The sequence below is a fragment of the Streptomyces sp. NBC_01390 genome, from assembly GCF_045040105.1.
Taxonomy (GTDB): Bacteria; Actinomycetota; Actinomycetes; order Streptomycetales; family Streptomycetaceae; genus Streptomyces.
The window spans coordinates 9,242,120-9,261,397 of the sequence record NZ_CP109551.1 but is presented as its reverse complement, the minus strand read 5'-3'; the positions used below and the strand labels follow the sequence as shown (position 1 = coordinate 9,261,397).

Genomic DNA, 19,278 nt, shown 5'->3' with positions numbered 1-19,278 from the left:
GCTCACGGTGGGCATAGATATCCCATCCGGGACCGGAGTTACCGAGTTCATGCGCCACGATCACAGCGTCTTCCGGATCTGTGATCACCTCTTGGCAGTGCCGGCACACACGTACGGGACTATCCATGCTGCGCCCCGAGATTCACGTAGTGGTCGGCAAGGGCACTGACGGACCGTGCGAGCCGCTGAGCGTGCGCTACGCCTGCCGGAAGAGTCCCACTGGAAGGTTCCAGCCTGAGCCGCATACGGGCCTCTCCAATGCACGCCAGAGCGCATGCGCGGGGAATGTCGTCCTCGGGGAGGTTTCCGGCCGCTGTCTCCACATCGGGGATGGCCACCATGATCATTCCCCGGAGTAGGAGAGCCAGGGTCTCCAGCTCTTCCAGGGAGGGAAGTTCAGCATCCTCTGAGAGCAGCCGTGCAGCCGTCTCGCGCATCGTCTGAACATCGATGGGAACGGTCGGCTCGGGCTTGTGTTCGGGCGCACCCTGCGCGATAGCGTTCACGCTGTCGGCTCCTTGCAGTCGGCCAAGCTCCGGGACCGTTCGCGCGGTCGCCGGAGCGCAGGCCTCCATGCAATCGACTTGTCAAGAGTGCTTACAGGGACGCAACGTCCTAGTTCTTGCGCCTTAGTCGGCAACCCCAAGGAACTCTGCCAACGACCGCAGCCCTGGCGGATGGTTGGGAAGTGACCACAAGTCACGCACGATGGCTACGGCCAACGTGTGGTGTTGCATCCACGTCGGTGCCACCTTACGAAGTGATTCCAGGGTCTTCACTGCCCCGGCAGCATCACCAATGTCCGTGTGCGCTCGGGCCACGTCCAGCAGCAGCCACGTACGCCACGACGGCGGGGTGTCCTTGCTCAGCCGCATGCCTTTGGCGAGTGACAGCGCGTCCTCAGGGTGGCCGTACTGAACGGCCAGACGTACCCGCTCGATGCGGACGGATGACGGACTGAACACGCTCACCATGCGGTTGTCGCTCCCGGAAGGGAGCTTGGAGACACGGGCTGCTTCCTTCTCCGCCCGTCCCATCATGTCCGCTGCGCGGTCATAGTCTCCGCTCCGTGCCGCTGACGTAGCAGCGCTCATGGTCAACGCCCCCCACACCTTCAACCCGTCAGCCGTCTCCGTATGGCCAGCGTTCGCCATGGCGTCGGCAGCACGTAGAGCGATGGACAGGGCGTCCTCAAGACGCCCCTGTCGCTGGTAGGTCCATGCTGTGGAGTTGACGATCATGGGCAGTAGAAGCGGGTCGGAAGACCGTCCCGCAGCGTCTATCGCGCGTTCCAGGCTGATCAGCGCAAGGTCTGTCTTCCCCATCCGCACAGCGACGTGTCCGGCGAGTTGAAGCACTTTACCCAGAGCCGCGAAACCCGCCTTACGGTCATCCTCGCTGGCTGAGGCAGTGGCAGCGCGGGCATCCGCAATCAGGTCCGGGAGTGCCTTCATGACGGTGTCGAACTCAGCCGAGTGGTACTGAGTCCAGCCGTCTGCGATCTGCTCACGGAGATGGTCCAGCGAGAAGTGAGCCCCTGGCGGCTCGGACCGTGGTCCCCAGAGCGCGGGCATGATGGCACGCCGTACGGCTACGAACTTTGGTCCGTCGCTCTCCCCCGTAGACGAGACCGCTGGAGGGTCCCCCAGGAGCGTCGTCAGCTCTACACCGAGCCCGTTGGCCAGTGCGTGAAGCGTGGGCAGGCGTGCCGAGTGTTTCCGTCCCTGCTCAAGCTGACGGATCACGTCAACGGACACGTTCGAACGTTCCGATAGTTCGTCCTGCGTCAGTCCGGCCAGACGGCGGAGACGGCGGAGGGTCCGGCCTAGGTCTTCGTTTGCCACCCTGCCACCGTACGCGGAGCAGCGAGAGGCTTACCAGGCACTCAGAGCAATTGAGCCGCCCCGGCTACTGCCTGAACCCTTTAGAGCTCTACGTACTCGGAAGACCTGACCACCCTTAATCCGAGTCGGATTTTTAATGGTTGGGGGTCGGGAATCAGTCCGACTTGCCAAGGCCTCTCAGATGTCCAGGGATGTCATCGGGTGCGTTCGGGTAAGTTCTCCGGATGACCTCCAGCATCCCCGGATCTGATGTCAGATCAGGGTCAATCCAGTGCGCCGGTACGTTCCATCCAGTCATCTGCCATCCCTCGATAGAGGCAGCGTCCAGACCTGCCGCTAGAGCAAGTTCCTTCAGGTCGCCGAGCGTTACGACAACACCATGCGCACCATTGGCAATGGCCTGCTTCCATACATAGACACGTACATTCGTTCCCGTCAGGTAGTCCCTACGAGCCTCTGTATTCATGCCGCCCCATTTTTGCGCCCACGTTGGTCCCGTCTTCACATAGCGAACTACAGCCGGGCGCACCGGCTTGGCTTTGAGTTCCTTGGTCTTCCTGATGAGATTCCCATGCATGCGCCAGTAGGACTCTTCCTTGTCCTGGTCGTCGTACCGGCCGTTCTCATAGTCCTTTTCCAGGCGCAGCAGACGTGCTGTGACCTGCTCAAGCTCTGCGGTGTGGTCCTCCCCTGGCTCGGTCACCTTCACTACCTCGGGAATTTCCCCGAGTCGACTCAAAAGGGCTTCCTCAAAGATTTCGTTAAGCAAGCCCTCTGAGATCCGAGCGGGAGCGCCACAGGGCATTCCCTTAGAACGTGACGTACACGAGTAGTGCCGATAGACCTTGACTTCCCCTGTGGCAAGAGTCTTCTTCAAACGGTGACAGAACATACGCGCTTCACATTTCCCGCAACGTGCAACGCCAGTCAGCAGGGAGGCTTGGTCGCTGCGTCGAATATCCGATACGCCTCGGGACTTGACTGCCGATACAGTGGCTTGCCACTCGGCATTAGTGAGAATCGGGTGCTCGGTGGCCATAACAAGGTTCCCGTCATCATCCTCGTACGGCTCACCCTTGTACGCGAGGAATCCAGCGCAAGTAGGGTGCTTGAGGATTCGCTGTACCACCTGAGGACTCCAGTTGGTTCCCCTGGGCTCTGTCAGCGCCGTTCCGTTCCTGCGCCTTGGGTCTTCACTGCGCAGCACTCGGAGATGATCCCGCCACGTGAGTACACCTTTGGCGTTCAACTCACGAGCAATCTGATTGGTCGAGACTCCCGCTCGTACACGCTCTGCGATCTCCTGCAAGAGCTTGGCGTAGGTAGGTTCCGGCACCAGGACGTAATGCTTGCCGTCCTCGGAGTCTCCGTAGACGTAGCCGAAGGGAGTCAAGCCACCTGCGAACAAGCCGTTTCGGCGTAGGTAGTCCCTGGCATCGGTGACCCGCTGCCGGATCTTCCTCAGCTCCGCTGCTGCCTGAGTCGCCTTGGCGTAGGCAATGAGCCGTCCCGTTTCGGTGGAGATATCGAACGAGGGATCGTCCAGGACAACGAGCGTCTTCCCCCAGTCAAGAACGTTCTTCACGAACGCCATGAAGTGCAGATCGTCACGGCTGAGCCGGTCCTGGGTGGTGACTGCGAGAACATCCCACTTCTCCCGCCCTTCCTCCGTGAGCCAGGGACCCATAGAGGGTCTGTCAGGGAGGTCTACAGAGCCGGACACCGACCGGTCCTCCACTACCCCCGCCACTGGGTAGCTGAGCCCCTGTGCCCACGCGTGGAGCTTCTCCAACTGCCGTGGGATGGAGGTTGATTCGTCGGTGTCGACGCTGATCCGAGCGGCGAGTAGCGCCCTCTGGTTGTCCGTCATGGGCCAGAGGCTAGCGCAGTTTCAACCAATGATTCTACGGAGTGCCGTAGGAGGTGGAGAACGTCTGCGCGTTGTCGGGATGCTTGTGCAGCAGGTAGCCGAGGTCGGTCGCGGGGCGTTCGGGGGTGCCGGTGGTGCTGATCGTCAGGAACACGATGGCCAGGCCTCAGAGAAGGGTTTGAACTGGGAATACGTACTGTGCGTCAACGTACAGCGAACCGACCCGGCGTACTCGGGCATTTTCCGCGGCCACGGTTTCGCCGAGTTCGCCGAGTCGCCGAAGCTGAGCCGAGTTCCTCTCTTCGCGTAGGCCGGGGGCAGGTGTCGGAGCGTTGTGACAAGATCCGCTGCCATGTCGTCGCTGCCCGCGTGGTCTTCGAGAACCGGTCTCCGTCTGCTCGCCGTCCTGCTCACCCTGCTGATGACAGCCGCCTCAACCACGGCCGGGGCGGTCACGGCCGGGGCGGTCGCGCCCAAGGCCTCGGCGACACCCGACCGTCCCCGCTACGACGTGAAGCTGCGCGGCGACACCGACGGCTCCCACTGGACGGGCCGGCAGCGGGTGTCGTTCCGCAACGCCTCGGATCGCCCGCTGCGTGAGGTGTACGTGCGTCTGTGGGGCAACGGCGACGACGGGTGCGGCGCGGCCGGCAGGCCGTCCCCCGTCAGGGTGTCCAAGGTGCGCGGTGGCACTCCGGGACGCCTCACCGTGAACTGCACGGCGCTGCGCATCACCCTGCCGGAGCCGGTCGCACACGGCGAGCGGACGGCCGTCGCCTTCGACGTGTCCATCACCGTGCCCGGACGCAACAACCGCTTCGGCCGCGAGGGCGCGTTCCGCTTCCTGGGCAACGCGCTGCCGGTCCTGGCCGTGCACGACGCGAAGGGGTGGCACCTCGATCCGTATGTGTCGACCGGCGAGAGCTTCTACACACTGGCGAGCGACTTCCGGGTGCGTCTGGACCACCCGTCGGCCCTCAAGGTCCCTGCGACCGGCCGCACTTGGACCCGCCCCGGAAGGCCCGGCCGCACGGTCACCCACAGTGTCGCCCATCGTGTACGGGACTTCGCGTGGGCGGCCGGCCCGTTCCGCACCGCGACCGAGACCTCGCCCGGGGGTGTGCGCGTGAAGCCGTACTGGTCACCGGACAAGCCCGCCACGGGCGTCCGCCTCACCCGCCAGGACGGCGTCGCGGCCGTCGACCGGTTCGGCAGGGAGTTCGGCCGCTATCCGTACGGCGAGATCGACCTCGTGATGACGCCCGGGTTCGGCGGTGGCATGGAGTACCCCGGGCTGGTCTTCCTCGGCACCACCGAAGAGGTGGGCGCCGTCGTCCACGAGGTGGCCCACCAGTGGTGGTACGGCATCGTGGGCAACGACGAGTACAACTCGCCCTGGCTGGACGAGAGTTTCGCCCAGTACGCCAACGCGCGCTTCTACGGCTGGGACACCGTCGGTTGCTGGTCGCCGGACGACTGGCCGGACGACAGCGCCGCGCTCACCAACTCGATGGCCTACTGGTCCACCCACCGCGGCGAGTACCACCTCGTGTACACGGCCGGCTCCTGCGCCCTGGCGGATCTGGAGCGCGCCCTCGGGGCCGACACCATGGCGCGACTCCTCAAGCGGTACGCCCACGACCACTGGTACGGCGTCTCCACCACCGCCGACTTCAAGAAGGCCGCCCAGGCGGTGACGACCAGGAACCTGGGCCCCTTCTGGAAGCAGCACCGCATCCGCTGAAACCACCACGCCTGGACGGTCACCCGGGGCCGGGAACGTATGCGCCGCCTCCACGGCCTGTCGGTGGCCCGCGTCACGGGCGTACCCCGTCGCAGCCGGAAGGGGGAGGCTTCGACGGGGTACGCACCGGCCATACACCGGCCACGCGCCGGGTTACGACAGCTGGGACTGCACCTGCGAGGAGATCAGCTCCAGGTGGTCCAGGTCGTCGAGGTCGAGGATCTGGAGGTACATCCGCTGGGAGCCGATCTCCGCGTACCGGCCGATCTTCTCCACGACCTCGGCCGGCGACCCCGCCAGTCCGTTGGCCTTCAGCTCGTCGACCTCGCGACCGATCGAGGCGGCGCGACGGGCCACTTCCTGGTCGTCCTTGCCGACGCAGACCACGAGCGCGTTCGAGTACGTCAGTTCGTCGGCCGCGCGACCCACCTCCTCGGCCGCCGCACGCACCCGGCCGAACTGGCGCTCGGCGTCCTCGACCGACCCGAAGGGCATGTTGAACTCGTCGGCGTACCGAGCGGTCAGCCGCGGGGTACGGGCCGCGCCGTGGCCGCCGATGAGCACCGGGATCCGGGCCTGCGCAGGCTTGGGGAGGGCCGGGGAGTCGGTGAGGTCGTAGTGCGTGCCGTGGTGGCTGAACGTTTCGCCGGCCTTGGTCCCCCACAGGCCGGTGACGATCGCCAGCTGCTCTTCGAGGCGGGCGAACTTCTCCTTCGGGAACGGGATGCCGTACGCCTTGTGCTCCTCCTCGAACCAGCCCGCGCCCAGGCCGAGTTCGACCCGTCCGCCGGACATCTGGTCGACCTGCGCGACCTGGATCGCGAGGACGCCGGGGAGACGGAAGGTGGCGGCCGTCATCAGGGTGCCGAGGCGTATGCGCCTGGTCTCGCGGGCGAGTCCGGCGAGGGTTATCCAGGCGTCGGTGGGGCCGGGCAGGCCGTCCCCGTCGCCCATGCGGAGGTAGTGGTCCGAGCGAAAGAACGCGTCGAACCCGAGGTCCTCGGTGGCCTTCGCCACGGCGAGCAGGGTGTCGTAGGTGGCGCCTTGCTGGGGTTCGGTGAAGATACGAAGATCCATGGCCCCCATCCTGCACGGTCGAACACCGGTCAACCCCACCGGTGCCCCCTGCCCCACGCCTCCCCGGTCGGGTGAAAAAGCGTCAACCGCGCGTGAGGTGCGGGGCCGTGCCAGTGACCCCCCACAGCGATGATCGTTGGCTCCGTCGGTGCCGGCCCGATCGGCGCCCGCCCCGGCACCGACCGGCCGGCAAGTTCGATTGCCGGCCCACTCGCTCCGGGGCGCACCCGCGTCGGCCCCTTCGGGGGCCAGGGGCCGAGGAGGCCGTCCATTGTCCGAAGAAGTCGTGCCGCAGCAGGCGGGGCCCGCACAGCCGAAGGGGCTGCTGCAGCAGATGGAGGAGCTGATGGCCGCGCTGAACGCGGATCTGTCCAATCTCCACGAAGAAGCGGGTTTCTCTCCCTTGGAGTCCCAGGAGCAGATCCGCAGCTCAGTGGCTGAATAGCCCCGCACAGGTGCCCGGATCCACGTCCGGGCCCGGCTCCGAATCGCCAGGCCGGCAGCACTCACGGCCTGGCGATCGAAGAGAGCCGGAGGCGCCCCGGGGCGCCTGTACGTTTCCGCAGATCAGAGCATCAGGGCCGTCGACGTACGGCACGGCGCCCATGCCAGAGGACATCGACGGGGCCGACTCGGTGCCCTCCAGCACGGCCCGGCCCAGGACGACGTCGACGCCAGGCACTGGGTGCGAGCAGCGCGTCCTGAGGCGCTCGCGGACCGGGCCCGGCACCGTCAAAGACCGCTGACCTGCCAGGAGATGGCCGGGGCATTCGGAATGGACGTGATGCCGGCAAGGGTGGAGACACTGCGGTCGAAGGCGAACCGTGTCATGAGCAGGGTCATCGACCACTAGATCATCGCTTCGGACGCTGATCCGAAAAACTTGAAACTTCACATTGCCCCGCAGGCGATAGTCCCGCAAGATGATGATCAATCGCATCCCCCACTCTCTATGCGAAGGAATCAACGCAGCCATGCAACGACTCGTCACCAGGGCCCTGACCACGGCAGTGGTCGCCGCCGCCCTGATCGCCACAGCCGCCGGCATCGCCTCCGCCGACAGCGGCAGCAACTCCGTCTCCGTCAACAGCACGTGTTCGAAGCCCTGGGCGTGTTGGCCGTAACCGTGGACTCCGGCAGCGGCACGGTCGGCTCCTGCGACCGTCCCAGCTGACGCGAAGGCGAGGGGGCGGCCGGTGCACAGCCCGCCCCCTCGCCACAGGGCTCAGTGGATTCGCGGGAAGCCCAGGTCCACGCCAGTGGGCGCCTCGGACGGGGCGGGCCGACAGGTCGTGACGACCTTGCCGCTGGTGGAGTAGAAGTACGTGCCGTCGGTGCCGTAGATGTGGTGGTCCCCGAAGGTGGGAGTCGTTTCTGCCGCCGGAGGAGTGGCCCACCGGGGCCGGGATCGGCACGCCGTGCCTTGAGGAACTCCCCCAACTCGTTCAGGTGCTAGGTCCTGACTCATTGACCTCTCACTGAGCGCACCCTCTGACCAGCTCTGGCGTGGTCTGGTTAGAAGGGCGGGATCTGCTCGGGTACGAGTCCGGCCTGGCGGAGGAGGCCGTACAGGTCGGTCTCGCCCCAGAACTCGACGATCCGTCCGTCTCGGAGCCGGTAGGACTTGACTCCCGTCATGGTGAGATCCCGGCCGCTGCGGTCGTGGGTGTAGGTGAGCGTGAAGGCCACGGTCACCCGGTCGCCGGCGGAGAAGAGGTCGTCCACCTTCACGCGGCAGTTGGACAGCCCCGGAGTCAGCACTGCCCCCTCGGGGAAGTGCCGGCCCTGGCCGTGAAAGCCCGCGCCGTGAACGAGGACGTCCTCGGCGACGAGCTCCTCGAATTCGGCGACTTCCTTCGTCTCGAAGACCCGAAGATAGCGGCGGACGACCTCGGCATTGCGCTCGCTGACGGCTTCGGCTGAGTCAGACATGGAAGGACCGTATCCATGGGCCAATCGGACTCGCCAGTGCACGCCCCTTGCCGGCCTTGCTCGCACACACCGCGGGAAATCAGTCCCCGTGGCCGAGAAAGTGAGTGCCCGTGAGATCAACGACGACGAAGGCAGGCGGCTGCTGCGGATCGTGCGCCGGGCACCGGATCGGTGGTGACCTGGCGGCGGGCCCAGATGGTGCCGCTGTCGGCACAAGCCATGCCGGTGGCGAGGACCGCGGAGGTGACATTCACCAGCGCGGACCGGCTCCGGGACGTGATCCACGACTTCAACGCGGACGGCTTCGAGGCGCTCTGCCCGAAGCTCGACGCGCTCGTGGCCGCCACGGCACAACGGCTCGTGACCGAGATCGAGCACTACCGCACCTTGGAGCCGGAGGACCTACGGCAGGTGTTGTCGCGCAACACTGCCCTGTGCCTCGCCCATCTCGCCCACCTCGCGGGCTCGGGCGAGACACTTGACCTGTCCGGCCCGGCAGCCACCGGCCGCCTCCGGGCCGGCCAGGGCGTGCCGCTGCCGGAAGTACTGCGCGCCTACCGACTTGGATTCATCTCCGTCTGGGAACAACTCCTCGTCGAGGCAGAGCAGTCCGGGCCACAAGCCCAGCGTGCGCTTCTGCACGCGGCCACCACCTTCTGGCGGATGTCCGACGCGCACTGCCAGGCCGTGACCGCCGCCTACCGAGACGCCATCGCGGAACGCCTGGTCGAGACCGATCGGCGACGCTCGGCGCTGATCGCCGCGCTCGTCGACGGGCCTCCACCGGGTGATGACACCGCCTGGGAGATCGCGAACATGCTCGACTTCCCCTATCGGGGCACCTTCCTCGTCGTGACAGCCGAGACCGCCAGTCCGGGCCCCCCACCGCTTCCCGGACTGGACGCCAAGTGCCGGGAGCTGCGAACCGGGTCGGCGTGGCGCGCGCAGCCGGGCCATGAAATGGGCGTGCTCTCCTGCCCCACACGCCAGGCCGCCCAACACGTCCTGGAGGTTGTCCGGGCCACCGCCACCGGCCGAGTCGGCGTCAGCCCGGCCTACCTCCAACTCGACCAGACGCCCCGCGCGTTGCGCTACGCCCAAGTCGCCCTCGAATCGCTTCCCGTGGGGGCCCCGGCGGTTCGACAGCTCGACGACACCCCGCTGACCGAGATGGTGATGACCAACCTCGAGACCACCCGGCGCGCCGTCAACCGCATCCTCGGTGGCGTGCTGTCGCTGCCCGAGACCGACCGCACCACCCTCCTCGCCACCGCCCGTGCCTGGCTCGACGCCCACGGATCGGCCGCCGAGGCGAGCCATGCGCTGTACTGCCACCAGAACACCGTGCGCTACCGCATGCGCCGCCTGGAGGAGTACCTGCGCGGTCCACTGGAGGATCCAAAGGTCGTCGCCGAACTGGCCATGGCCCTGGACGCCATCGGTACCTTCCCGACCCTGCTGGAACACCAGCGCGCATCCGGACCGCCTGCCGGCCGACCATGACCCGGAGATCGCCCTCGAGATCCGCCGGATCGCGGGTGAGGGCGGTGACCAACTCGTGGGCCGAGGCGAGAGTGCTGTCGCACAAGGGACAGTGCACGGGACAGTGCGTGGCCGCGGAGCTCCCGGAGTCCCGTCGCGGCAGGCCGAGGGAGACCAGGCGGACGCGCCGCTCGGTGGCCTGCGTGGTGAAGGCGGCGTTCGCGGGCAGGGCACGCTTGCGATCAGCGATCATTACGTGAGCCTGCCGTGCGCGCGCCGTAGTTCGGTGGCAGCTGGTGAATCGCTAGCCCGCGACCCGTTCCGCTCCGCCCGCCGCCTCCCTGGCGGCCAGTTTTCGGAGCATCTCCAGGACCCGGTCGCGGGACTCGTCCGCCGCGTCGATCGACTCCATGCACTGCCAGTACGTCGTCTCGTCGGCCGCCGCGCTGGCGATGCCGACCAGGGCTATGCCGGCCTCGCCGAGGAGGTTGCCGAGGCAGACGAGGGCCTGGCGGGCATCACCCAGCTCGGTGAGCTGGGCCGCGCGTAAAGCGCCGACGCCAAGGCGCGGTTCGTCCAGTACGCCGCAGCCTCGGCCCGCCAGTTCGGTCAACCCGAGTGCCTCGCCCCGCAGTTCGGGTGGTCCGGTGACTGCGAGGCGACTGCCTATCGCCTGCGCGAGAGCCTGCGCCTGCCACACCTCCGCCAGGGTCCGGGACACGCCTTCGCTGATCGCGAGGGCGTGTCTGCTCGTCAGAATGAGCTGCACCGCGTCCATGCGCTGCCCCCGTCTGTTCCGACGCGCTGTCCGCACGTCCGCCCGAACTACACCGTCCACTACCCAGAGTGAATGCCTGTGGGGCGAAAAGCCAGAGGAAGGCGGAAATCTGCGGACAACAAAAGGAGAACGGATCGCAATTCGACTCCGGAGCGTAACTATTCTGCTTTGGGGAACCTCTGTTCGTTGCGGTCGATCTTCGCGTCGAGGGCGGCCAGCGCGTCGATCCCGAGCACCTCGCACAGTTGGAGCAGATACGCGAGCACGTCGGCGACCTCGTCGGTCACCCGGTGGGCGGTGTCCGGGTCGTCCATCACCCGTGCCGACTGCTCGGGCGTCAACCACTGGAAGATCTCGACCAGTTCGGACGCCTCCACACTGAGCGCGGTGGCGAGGTTCTTCGGCGTGTGGAACGGCTGCCAGTTCCGTGCCGCCGCGAAGTCGGCCAGCCTGCGCTGGAGTTTCGCCACGTCCAACTGGTGGAGGCCTTCGGGGTGTTCTTGGTCCGTCACGGCTTCAGGTGTACCACCGTCACCCCCGGCACCCCCTCCGCCCAGGACGCGTCGCTCACCGTACCGAGGAGGCGGATGTGCCCGCGGTCGCACATCCGGGCCGCCAGGCGCAGGAGTTGCTCGCGCTGCCGGACGTCGAGGGACCGGTCGAAACCGTCGGCCAGGACCGTGAGCGTCTGGAGGGCGTCGGGTACCTCGCCGGGCCGGTCGACGGTCAGTACGCCGGGGCCGGTCAGCAGGACCAGCGCCAGACCCGCGTACCTCAACTCGCCGTCGCCCAGCCGGCCGAAGCGGGTGAGCAGTCCGTCGCCCCGGTCGAGTACGGCCCGGACGCGTCCGTCGGCGACCTCGTCGGCGCGTACGTCGCTGACCGGGCCCGCGCAGCCCTCACGGACGGCGCCGACCAACAGGCCGTGCCGGATGGTGCATTCGGACCGGGTACGCCGGAGGACCTCGGCCAGGTTGCCGCAGCCGGGCAGGAGCCGCCCGCTGTCCACGGGGACCGCCGCGCGCATCTGGTCGGGCCGGGGATCGCAGGCGAAGACGGAGCGCAGGGCGACGACCATCTGCTCGGCGGCGGCGATGACCTGGCGCTGCCCGTCCGTCTTCCCGGCCACCCGCAGCGGCAGCAGGGCCGTGCCGAGCCGGTCGTCCGGCATCGGGGCGCGGGTGACCGACGCCGAACCGGCGGTGTACCAGGCGGCCTGGACGGTGCGCCGGCCGGGATCGCGCAGCGCCGTCTCCAGCAGGACCACTCCCCCGGCGCTCAACCGCTCGCCCACGATGCGCAGTTCGGGCTCGGCCTGGACTGCGACGTCGAGCCGTACGGGCCCCTCGGGACCGTCCGCCGTACAGCCGATGCGGAAGCCACGTCGGCTCTGGGCGTCGGGGCGGGCGCGTTCCGGTACGCAGGCGGCCGGGTCCCGGAACGCCTCCCCGACGACGGCGCCGGAGCCGAGCCGGGCCAGCGACTCGTACGCCCTGAGCGCAGTCGACTTGCCGCCGCCGCTCGGACCGGCGAGAAGAGTGAGCCGCCCGAGCGGGAACCTGGCCTGTCGGTGCCCGGCGTAGGCGGCCAGCCTCAGTTCGGTGACGCTCGGCCGGTCGGGACGCTCCGCCCTCTGTTCCTCGGTGGCAGGGGAGGGCGGTAAGTCCAGCGAGAGGGTCATATCCGGACCGTAGGCCTCCGCCTGTGAGGCGAACCGTTTTGTCCGCCGCACCTTCCTACGAACGGGGGACGGATCTCGCTGTGCGGCCGGTCTCAGTGTCCCGGGATGCCCGCTCCTCCCATGAGTCCGCCGACCTCGGTGCCGGGCGGGGTGAGAAGGAACACGTTCCGGTCGACCCGGTGCATCCCGCTCGCCAGGCCGAAGACGACGCCCGTGCTGAAATCGAGGACCCGCTTGGCGGTGTCCGCCTCGGCGCCCGTCAGATCGAGGAGCACCGGTATGCCCGCCATCAGCGTCTCGGCGACCTCTCGCGCGTCCGCGAAGACGTTGACGCGCAGGACGACGAAACGCCGCCTGGCCTCGGTCTCCGCCTCGGGCATCGCTCGGTGGCTCACCGCCGACGGCCAGGCGTCCCGGCCTCTCAGCGGCACTACCTGGGCGAGCCCCTCCCACTGTTCGTCGGTGACATCGTGGCTGTTCATCGACCCACTCCGCCCTGGCTCGCACTGACTGTCTGCATCAGCCAATTCTTACTCATGGTCACCCGATCGGCCCAATACGACACACTCAGCGACCCCCTGTGTGAGAAAAACCCGAACACCTATCCGTACCTCACAGCACTGACACTCGGCCTGTGCAGCGGGCGTAACCGCTCATGATCGGACCACGTGACATCGACGTAACGGGCAATTCATACGCTCACGAGTAGCCGGCCCGGCATATAGAACGACGGAAGACGGAGAAAGGCAGCACGTGACCACTACCCCCACGACCACGCAGGTGCGAACGGTGTGCTCGTACTGCGGGGTGGGCTGCGGAATCGTGCTGGACGTCGGCCTCGGACCCGACGGGCGGCGTACGGTCTTCAAGGCGTCCGGGGACAAGGCGCACCCCGCGAACGCGGGGCGGCTGTGCACCAAGGGTGCGACCACCGCCGACATGCTCGGCGCGCCGGGCCGGCTGACCACCGCGCTGGTCCGGGACGGCCTCGACGACCGGGGCGAGGAACTGGTGCCGGCGCCCGTCGCGGACGCGATCGCGGAGACCGCGCGGCGGCTGCGGGCGATCGTCGACGAGCACGGGCCGGACGCAGTCGCCTTCTACGTCTCCGGGCAGATGGGCCTTGAGGCCCAGTATCTGGCGAACAAGCTTGCCAAGGGGTTCGTGGGCACGAACCAGATCGAGTCCAACTCCCGGCTGTGCATGGCGAGCGCGGGCACCGGATACAAGCTGTCGCTGGGCGCCGACGGGCCGCCCGGCTCGTACGACGACTTCGACCACGCCGACGCCTTTCTCGTCATCGGGTCGAACACGGCCGACTGCCATCCGATCCTGTATCTGCGGATGATGGAGCGGGTCAAGGCGGGGGCCAAGCTGATCGTGGTCGACCCACGGCGTACCGCCACCGCCGCCAAGGCCGATCTGTTCCTGCAGATCAAACCCGGGACCGACCTGGCGTTCCTCAACGGTCTCCTCCATCTCCTGCACGTCGGCGGATACACGGACCCGGAGTTCATCGCCGCCCACACCGAGGGCTGGGAGGAGATGCCGGCCTTCCTCGCCGACTACGCGCCGGACGCCGTCTCCGCGAGCACCGGAATCCCCGAGGAGGACATCCGGGCGGCGGCCCGGATCATCGGTGAAGCCAGTGCGTCCGGTGAGTGGATGAGCTGCTGGACCATGGGGCTCAACCAGTCCACACACGGCACCTGGAACACGAACGCCCTGGTCAACCTGCATCTCGCCACCGGTGCGATCTGCCGCCCCGGCAGCGGGCCCTTCTCCCTCACCGGGCAGCCCAACGCGATGGGCGGCCGGGAGATGGGGTACATGGGACCGGGGCTGCCCGGGCAGCGATCGGTGCTCGTGGACGAGGAGCGGGCGTTCGTCGAGGACCTGTGGGAACTGCCAGCCGGCACGCTCCGCAAGGACGGCGCCGGACACGGCACGATCGAGATGTTCCGGCGGATGGCCGAGGGGCAGATCAAGGCCTGCTGGATCATCTGCACCAACCCGGTCGCCTCGGTCGCCAACCGCCGTACGGTCATCGAGGGCCTGGAGGCCGCCGAGTTCGTCGTCACCCAGGACGTCTTCGCCGAGACGGAGACCAACGCGTACGCCGACATCGTCCTGCCCGGCGCGATGTGGACCGAGGCGGAGGGCGTCCTCGTCAACAGCGAGCGCAACCTCACCCTCGCCCGGGCCGCCGTCGACCCGCCCGGCGATGCCATGGCCGACTGGCGGATCATCGCGGACGTCGCCCGTGCGATGGGGTTCGAGGGGTTCGCCTACGAGAGCGCGGAGGACGTCTTCGAGGAGCTCAAGCGGGCCTGGAACCCGAAGACCGGGTGGGACATTCGCGGGGTCACCTACGAGCGGCTGCGGGAGACTCCCGTGCAGTGGCCGGCCGCTTCGGTGGACGGGCCCGCGCGCAATCCCATCCGGTACCTGGAGAACACAGGTGCAGGTGAAGTCGAGGGTGGAGGTGAGGGGTTGCGGTTTCCCACGGCCAGTGGGCGTGGGATCTTCTACGCCCGGCCGCAGCTGCCCGCCGCCGAACTGCCCGACGACGACTTCCCGTTCGTCCTCAACACCGGGCGCGTGCAGCACCAGTGGCACACGCTGACGAAGACGGGGAAGGTCGCCAAGCTCAACAAGCTGAACTCCGGGCCGTTCGTTGAGGTCCATCCCGAGGACGCGCGGGAGTTGGGGGTGGTGGACGGCGACTCGGTCGAGGTCGCCTCGCGGCGCGGGCGGGCGGTACTGCCGGCCGTTGTCACGGAGCGGGTGCGCAGGGGTTGCGTCTTCGCGCCCTTCCACTGGAACGACCTCTTCGGGGAGTACCTCAGCATCAACGCGGTGACGAGCGACGCCGTCGATCCGCTGTCCCTGCAGCCGGAGTTCAAGATGTGCGCGGTGTCCCTGGTGAAGGTGCACCGGCCCGAGGCCCAGGTGGAACCCGCTGTGGAACCCCCTGCGGCCTCCGAGCCCGAAAGCCCGCAAGTCCCGCTCTCCGTAGCGGAGTTGGCGTTCACTCCCGCTCCCCCGCCCGTCCTCAGCGCGCGCGAGCGTCGGTACCTCTCGGGTTTCCTCGCCGGGCTGCCCACCGGCGCCGTGGGGACTCCCGTGCTGCCCGCCTCCGCCCCGTTCAGTGCCGAGCACGCCGACTGGGTGAACGGGATGCTCGCCGGGATGTACTCCAGGACCGTGGAGGCTCCCCCGCGGGAACGAGTCGGTGTCGGGGTCCAGGTCGACGGGCGCGAGGTCGTCGTGCTGTGGGCCTCACAGACGGGCAACGCCGAGGAACTCGCCGGCGCGACCGCCGAGCGGCTGAACGCCGGCGGGCACCGGGCGAGGCTCGTCGGCATGGACGAGGCCGATGTCACCGCCCTCGCGCGCAGTGCCGACCTCCTCTTCATCACCAGCACCTTCGGCGACGGCGACGCCCCCGACAACGGCTCCGGCTTCTGGGACACGCTCTCCGGGGAGCAGGCACCGCGACTGGACGGCGTGCGGTACGCCGTCCTCGCGTTGGGCGACTCCTCGTACGACGACTTCTGCGGGCACGGGCGCCGACTGGACGCGCGGCTCGACGAGTTGGGGGCGGTGCGGATCGCGCCGCGCACCGACTGCGAGCCCGACTTCGAGCCGTCGGCGGACGCGTGGCTCGACCAGGTGCTCGACGTGCTGGACACGAAGGACACGAGCGACGCGAGGGACACGCAGGACGCCCATGGCGTGCAGGAGCCGGGCTCCTCGCAGAAGCAGCAGACGGGCGGGACGGCAGCCCAGGCCCCAACTCCCGTTCCCGTTCCCGCTGCCTCCCCCGTCCTCCGGTCCGCCAAGTCGGCCCCCTCGCCCGCCCGTCTCGTCGGCAACCGGCTACTCAGCCTGCCCGGCGCGACCAAGGAGGTGCGCCGGTTCACCTTCGACACCAGCGGTACGGCACTGACGTACGAAGCGGGTGACGCGCTCGGCGTACGGCCCGTCAACTCCACGTCCCTGGTGGCGGAATGGCTGGCCGTGACCGGACTGGACGCGTCAACCGGCGTACAGGTCGAGGGAGTCGGTGTGTTCTCGCTCTCCGAGGCGTTGCACCGGCAGCTCGACATCACCCGGATCACCCCCGACCTGCTGCGCTTCGTCTCCGAACGGGCCCGGGACAACCGTGAGTTGAAGAAGCTGATGCGGTCCGACAACAAGGACGGCCTGGCCCGTTGGTCCTGGGGGCGACAGGCAGTCGACGTGGTCGCCGAGTACGGGGTACGGGCCTCCGCGCAGGAGTGGGTGAAGGTGCTGCGGCGGCTGCAGCCCCGTCTGTACTCCATATCGTCGAGCCCGCTCGTCGACCCGGCGCGGGTGTCGCTGACGGTGTCCGTGGTGCGGTACGAGAACCTGCGCGGCCGGCCACGCGGCGGAGTCTGCTCGCCCTTCCTGGCCGACGCCGGGCCGGACACGGCGGTCCCCGTCTTCGTCCAGCGCGCGCCGCACTTCAGGCCCCCCGCGGATGCCTCGACGCCGATGGTGATGGTGGGGCCGGGGACGGGCGTGGCGCCGTTCGTGGGGTTCCTGGAGGAGCGGCGGGCGCTCGGACACTCGGCGCCGAACTGGCTGTTCTTCGGCGAGCAGCACCGCGCCACCGACTTCTACTACGAGGACGAGTTGGCCGGTCTGGTGGCCGAGGGCACGCTGACCCGCCTGGACACCGCGTTCTCCCGCGACCAGCGCAACAAGGTCTACGTCCAGGACCGGATGCGCGAGCACGGGCCCGAGCTGTGGCACTGGCTCCAGGAGGGCGCCCACTTCTACGTCTGCGGCGACGCCTCACGCATGGCGAAGGACGTGGACCGGGCGCTGCGGGACGTCGCGGTGGCGCACGGCGGTCTGAGCGAGGAGGAGGCGGCTGCGTACGTGAAGCAGCTGACGGCCACGAAGCGCTACGTGCGCGACGTGTACTGACTGGCCGTGTACTGAATGGACGTGTGATGACTGAACGACCCGAGGCCACCCGAATCGTCATAAAAAGCTACCGACGGACACTCTTACCGGCCTCACACCGGACCCTTCACCTCCACCCGCACCCGGCACACCGGGCACGATTACGTTCCGATGTCGTGCACTTGGCAGAAACGGCGCCGGACGTCACGGCGAAGACCGGCCCCCCGCGATCCCGCCCCCCGGAGCCCGACGCGCCCGCGCAGTGGCATCGTGTGCTGACGCTGCTCGCGACCGTCAGTCTGTTCATCGGTACGCGTGCGGTCTGGACGCAGGCCGCCAGTCACCGGCTGGCCATCGCCGCCGTCATCTCGCTCTGCTATCTGTCGATCCTGGTCAGCGGCGTGCTGACGCTGACCGTACGCCGGACGCGTTCGCTCGCCCGCCTCGATCTGTGCGTCCTGGTCACCGCCGTGACACTCACTCTGTGCACGTTCGCCCTGAACCACGCCGGCGGCGACGAGGGCGTCCTCACGGCGCAGGCCGCCCGCGCACTGGTCGCCGGGCACCCGGTCTACGGGCAGCCCTGGCCTTGGCTCTTCCAGCACAACCCCGATGTGGCCCTGACGCCGACGATGAGCGGCGGCTACGACCTCACGTACGGCTACCCGCCCCTGGCCCTGCTGCTGACCGCGCCACTCCTGTGGCTCGGGCACGGCGCGCTCGCCGCGACCGCGGTGACGACCGGGGCGCTGCTCGTCGGCGCGGTGACGCTGTGGCGGCTGCTGCCGGTGCCGTGGCGGTCGGCGGCGACCATGGCGTGCCTGGGCTTCGGGTTCCTGCCCAGTTACGCGCGGCTCGGTTATCCGGCGATCATCGGGCTCGCGCTGCTCATCCCGGTGGTGGTGCGCTGGCCGAGGACCGGTGCGGGCGGGCGGCTGGGGTGGGTCGGTCTGGCGCGGGGCGCCTGTCTGGGCGCGGCCTGTGCGGCACAGCAACTGCCGTGGTTCCTCGTGCCGTTCCTGCTGGCCGGGATCTACGCCGTGCGCCGGGGCGAGCTGGGCGCCCGGCCGGCCGCCGGGGTGGTGCTGCGGATCGCCGGGACGGCGGTCACCGTATGGCTGCTGATCAACACGTACTTCGCCGTGAGCGAGCCGCGCACCTGGGCGGCCGGGGTCGCGCTGCCGTTGACGCAGAACGCGACGATCCACGGGCAGGGCCTGGTGGGTATCACGCTGTACTACACCGACGGCAGCGACCGGCTGGCCTGGTACAGCCTCGCGAGCATGCTGCTGACCGGGGCCCTGCTGGCGCTGCTCGTGCTGTTCGTGCGGCGGCTGGGGCCGGCGGCGACGGTGCTGCCGTGGTGCGCCTTCTTCCTGGCGACGCGTTCGCAGGACGGCTACTACCTGCTGATGACCCCGCTGTGGCTGGCGGCGGCGGTGACCACGCCGGCCGCGTCCTTCGCAGGGGCGTGGCAGCCCCGGCCGCGTTTCCTGTCGGGCCCGCGCAGGCGCCCGGCGCTGATCGCGGCGGCCTCGCTGCTCCTCGTACCGGCGCTGGCGAGCGCGGCCGTGGCGGCCACGGGTTCGGCGCCGCTGCGGATGCGGGTGACGAGGGTGCTCACGATCCGTCCGGACGCCGTGTCGGAGCTGACGCTCCAGGTCACGAACACGGACGACAGCGCGCTGACGCCCCACTTCACGTTCACCACCGGCCAGGGCATGAGCCGGTGGTGGAAGGTGGTCCGGGGGCCGGCCACGCTGTCCGCGCACACGAGCGCCGTCTACCGGCTCCGGCCGCCCGGGCCGGTGTTCCAGGTGTCCCGGCGCCCGGGTACCCGTATCCGGCTGCGTGTGTTCACCGCGTCGCCGGACACGTTGTCGAGCATGGACGTACGGCTGCCGGGCGAGCGACCGTAGAGCCCTGCGGCGT

Annotated in this window: 14 protein-coding genes and 3 pseudogenes; 6 read left to right on the top strand and 11 right to left on the bottom strand. The window is 68.5% G+C overall.

Annotated features, from left to right (window positions below):
• Positions 1-119: 119 nt before the first annotated feature.
• The 4 genes and pseudogenes from OG241_RS41555 to OG241_RS41540 form a co-directional block, all read right to left on the bottom strand.
• Entirely contained in the window at positions 120-506 is a 387-nt protein-coding gene (locus OG241_RS41555) for a DUF6415 family natural product biosynthesis protein (protein WP_405823081.1), read from the bottom strand.
• Between the two features lie 123 nt (positions 507-629).
• Positions 630-1,844 carry a helix-turn-helix domain-containing protein gene (locus tag OG241_RS41550; protein WP_405823079.1) on the bottom strand — a complete coding sequence of 405 codons (1,215 nt, stop codon included), beginning with the start codon at positions 1,842-1,844 and terminating at the stop codon, positions 630-632.
• 154 nt (positions 1,845-1,998) lie between these two features.
• Positions 1,999-3,714 carry a recombinase family protein gene (locus OG241_RS41545; RefSeq protein ID WP_405823077.1) on the bottom strand — a complete coding sequence of 572 codons (1,716 nt, stop codon included), beginning with the start codon at positions 3,712-3,714 and terminating at the stop codon, positions 1,999-2,001.
• A 40-nt stretch (positions 3,715-3,754) separates the two neighbouring features.
• Positions 3,755-3,868, bottom strand: a pseudogene (locus OG241_RS41540) (hypothetical protein); the annotation flags it as partial.
• A gap of 198 nt (positions 3,869-4,066) precedes the next feature.
• On the opposite strand from OG241_RS41540, the gene OG241_RS41535 reads away from it, so the two are divergent.
• Positions 4,067-5,458 carry a M1 family metallopeptidase gene (locus tag OG241_RS41535; RefSeq protein WP_405823075.1) on the top strand — a complete coding sequence of 464 codons (1,392 nt, stop codon included), beginning with the start codon at positions 4,067-4,069 and terminating at the stop codon, positions 5,456-5,458.
• Between the two features lie 153 nt (positions 5,459-5,611).
• Here the strand turns inward: OG241_RS41535 and OG241_RS41530 are convergent, their stop codons facing one another.
• Complete coding sequence (locus OG241_RS41530; protein ID WP_405823073.1) at positions 5,612-6,535, bottom strand: LLM class F420-dependent oxidoreductase; 924 nt, start codon at positions 6,533-6,535, stop codon at positions 5,612-5,614.
• A 271-nt stretch (positions 6,536-6,806) separates the two neighbouring features.
• On the opposite strand from OG241_RS41530, the gene OG241_RS41525 reads away from it, so the two are divergent.
• Positions 6,807-6,980: a hypothetical protein gene (locus OG241_RS41525; RefSeq protein ID WP_405823072.1), complete on the top strand. Its 174-nt coding sequence runs from the start codon at positions 6,807-6,809 to the stop codon at positions 6,978-6,980.
• A 529-nt stretch (positions 6,981-7,509) separates the two neighbouring features.
• Positions 7,510-7,659, top strand: a complete 150-nt coding sequence (locus OG241_RS41520; protein ID WP_405823071.1) for a hypothetical protein — start codon at positions 7,510-7,512, stop codon at positions 7,657-7,659.
• A 101-nt stretch (positions 7,660-7,760) separates the two neighbouring features.
• Here OG241_RS41520 and OG241_RS41515 read toward each other — a convergent pair.
• Together OG241_RS41515 and OG241_RS41510 are read right to left on the bottom strand one after the other, a co-directional pair.
• Positions 7,761-7,950: pseudogene (locus tag OG241_RS41515) on the bottom strand (methylmalonate-semialdehyde dehydrogenase (CoA acylating)); the annotation flags it as partial.
• A gap of 100 nt (positions 7,951-8,050) precedes the next feature.
• On the bottom strand, positions 8,051-8,467 hold the full coding sequence (locus tag OG241_RS41510; protein WP_405823070.1) for an ester cyclase: 417 nt from the start codon (positions 8,465-8,467) through the stop codon (positions 8,051-8,053).
• An 88-nt stretch (positions 8,468-8,555) separates the two neighbouring features.
• Here OG241_RS41510 and OG241_RS41505 point away from each other — a divergent pair.
• Positions 8,556-9,970: pseudogene (locus OG241_RS41505) on the top strand (PucR family transcriptional regulator).
• A gap of 283 nt (positions 9,971-10,253) precedes the next feature.
• Here OG241_RS41505 and OG241_RS41500 read toward each other — a convergent pair.
• The 4 genes from OG241_RS41500 to OG241_RS41485 all read right to left on the bottom strand — a co-directional run bounded on the left by OG241_RS41500 (position 10,254) and on the right by OG241_RS41485 (position 12,890).
• Complete coding sequence (locus OG241_RS41500; RefSeq protein WP_405823068.1) at positions 10,254-10,727, bottom strand: DUF6099 family protein; 474 nt, start codon at positions 10,725-10,727, stop codon at positions 10,254-10,256.
• A gap of 158 nt (positions 10,728-10,885) precedes the next feature.
• Positions 10,886-11,239 carry a nucleotide pyrophosphohydrolase gene (locus tag OG241_RS41495; RefSeq protein WP_405823067.1) on the bottom strand — a complete coding sequence of 118 codons (354 nt, stop codon included), beginning with the start codon at positions 11,237-11,239 and terminating at the stop codon, positions 10,886-10,888.
• The gene (locus tag OG241_RS41490; RefSeq protein WP_405823065.1) at positions 11,236-12,408 is read right to left on the bottom strand and encodes an ATP-binding protein; all 1,173 of its coding nucleotides are present in this window, start codon (positions 12,406-12,408) and stop codon (positions 11,236-11,238) included. The genes OG241_RS41495 and OG241_RS41490 overlap by 4 nt, the downstream gene beginning before the upstream one ends.
• A 92-nt stretch (positions 12,409-12,500) precedes the next feature.
• A complete protein-coding gene (locus OG241_RS41485) occupies positions 12,501-12,890 on the bottom strand; it encodes a cell division protein SepF (protein WP_405823063.1) in 390 nt (129 codons plus the stop codon).
• Positions 12,891-13,161: 271 nt separating this feature from the next.
• Between OG241_RS41485 and OG241_RS41480 the strand changes: the two genes are divergently transcribed.
• The gene (locus OG241_RS41480; RefSeq protein ID WP_405823062.1) at positions 13,162-17,367 is read left to right on the top strand and encodes a molybdopterin-dependent oxidoreductase; all 4,206 of its coding nucleotides are present in this window, start codon (positions 13,162-13,164) and stop codon (positions 17,365-17,367) included.
• A 155-nt stretch (positions 17,368-17,522) separates the two neighbouring features.
• Positions 17,523-19,265 (top strand): hypothetical protein, encoded by a 1,743-nt coding sequence (locus tag OG241_RS41475; RefSeq protein ID WP_405823060.1) that lies wholly within the window; start codon positions 17,523-17,525, stop codon positions 19,263-19,265.
• The last annotated feature ends 13 nt before the right edge of the window (positions 19,266-19,278 follow it).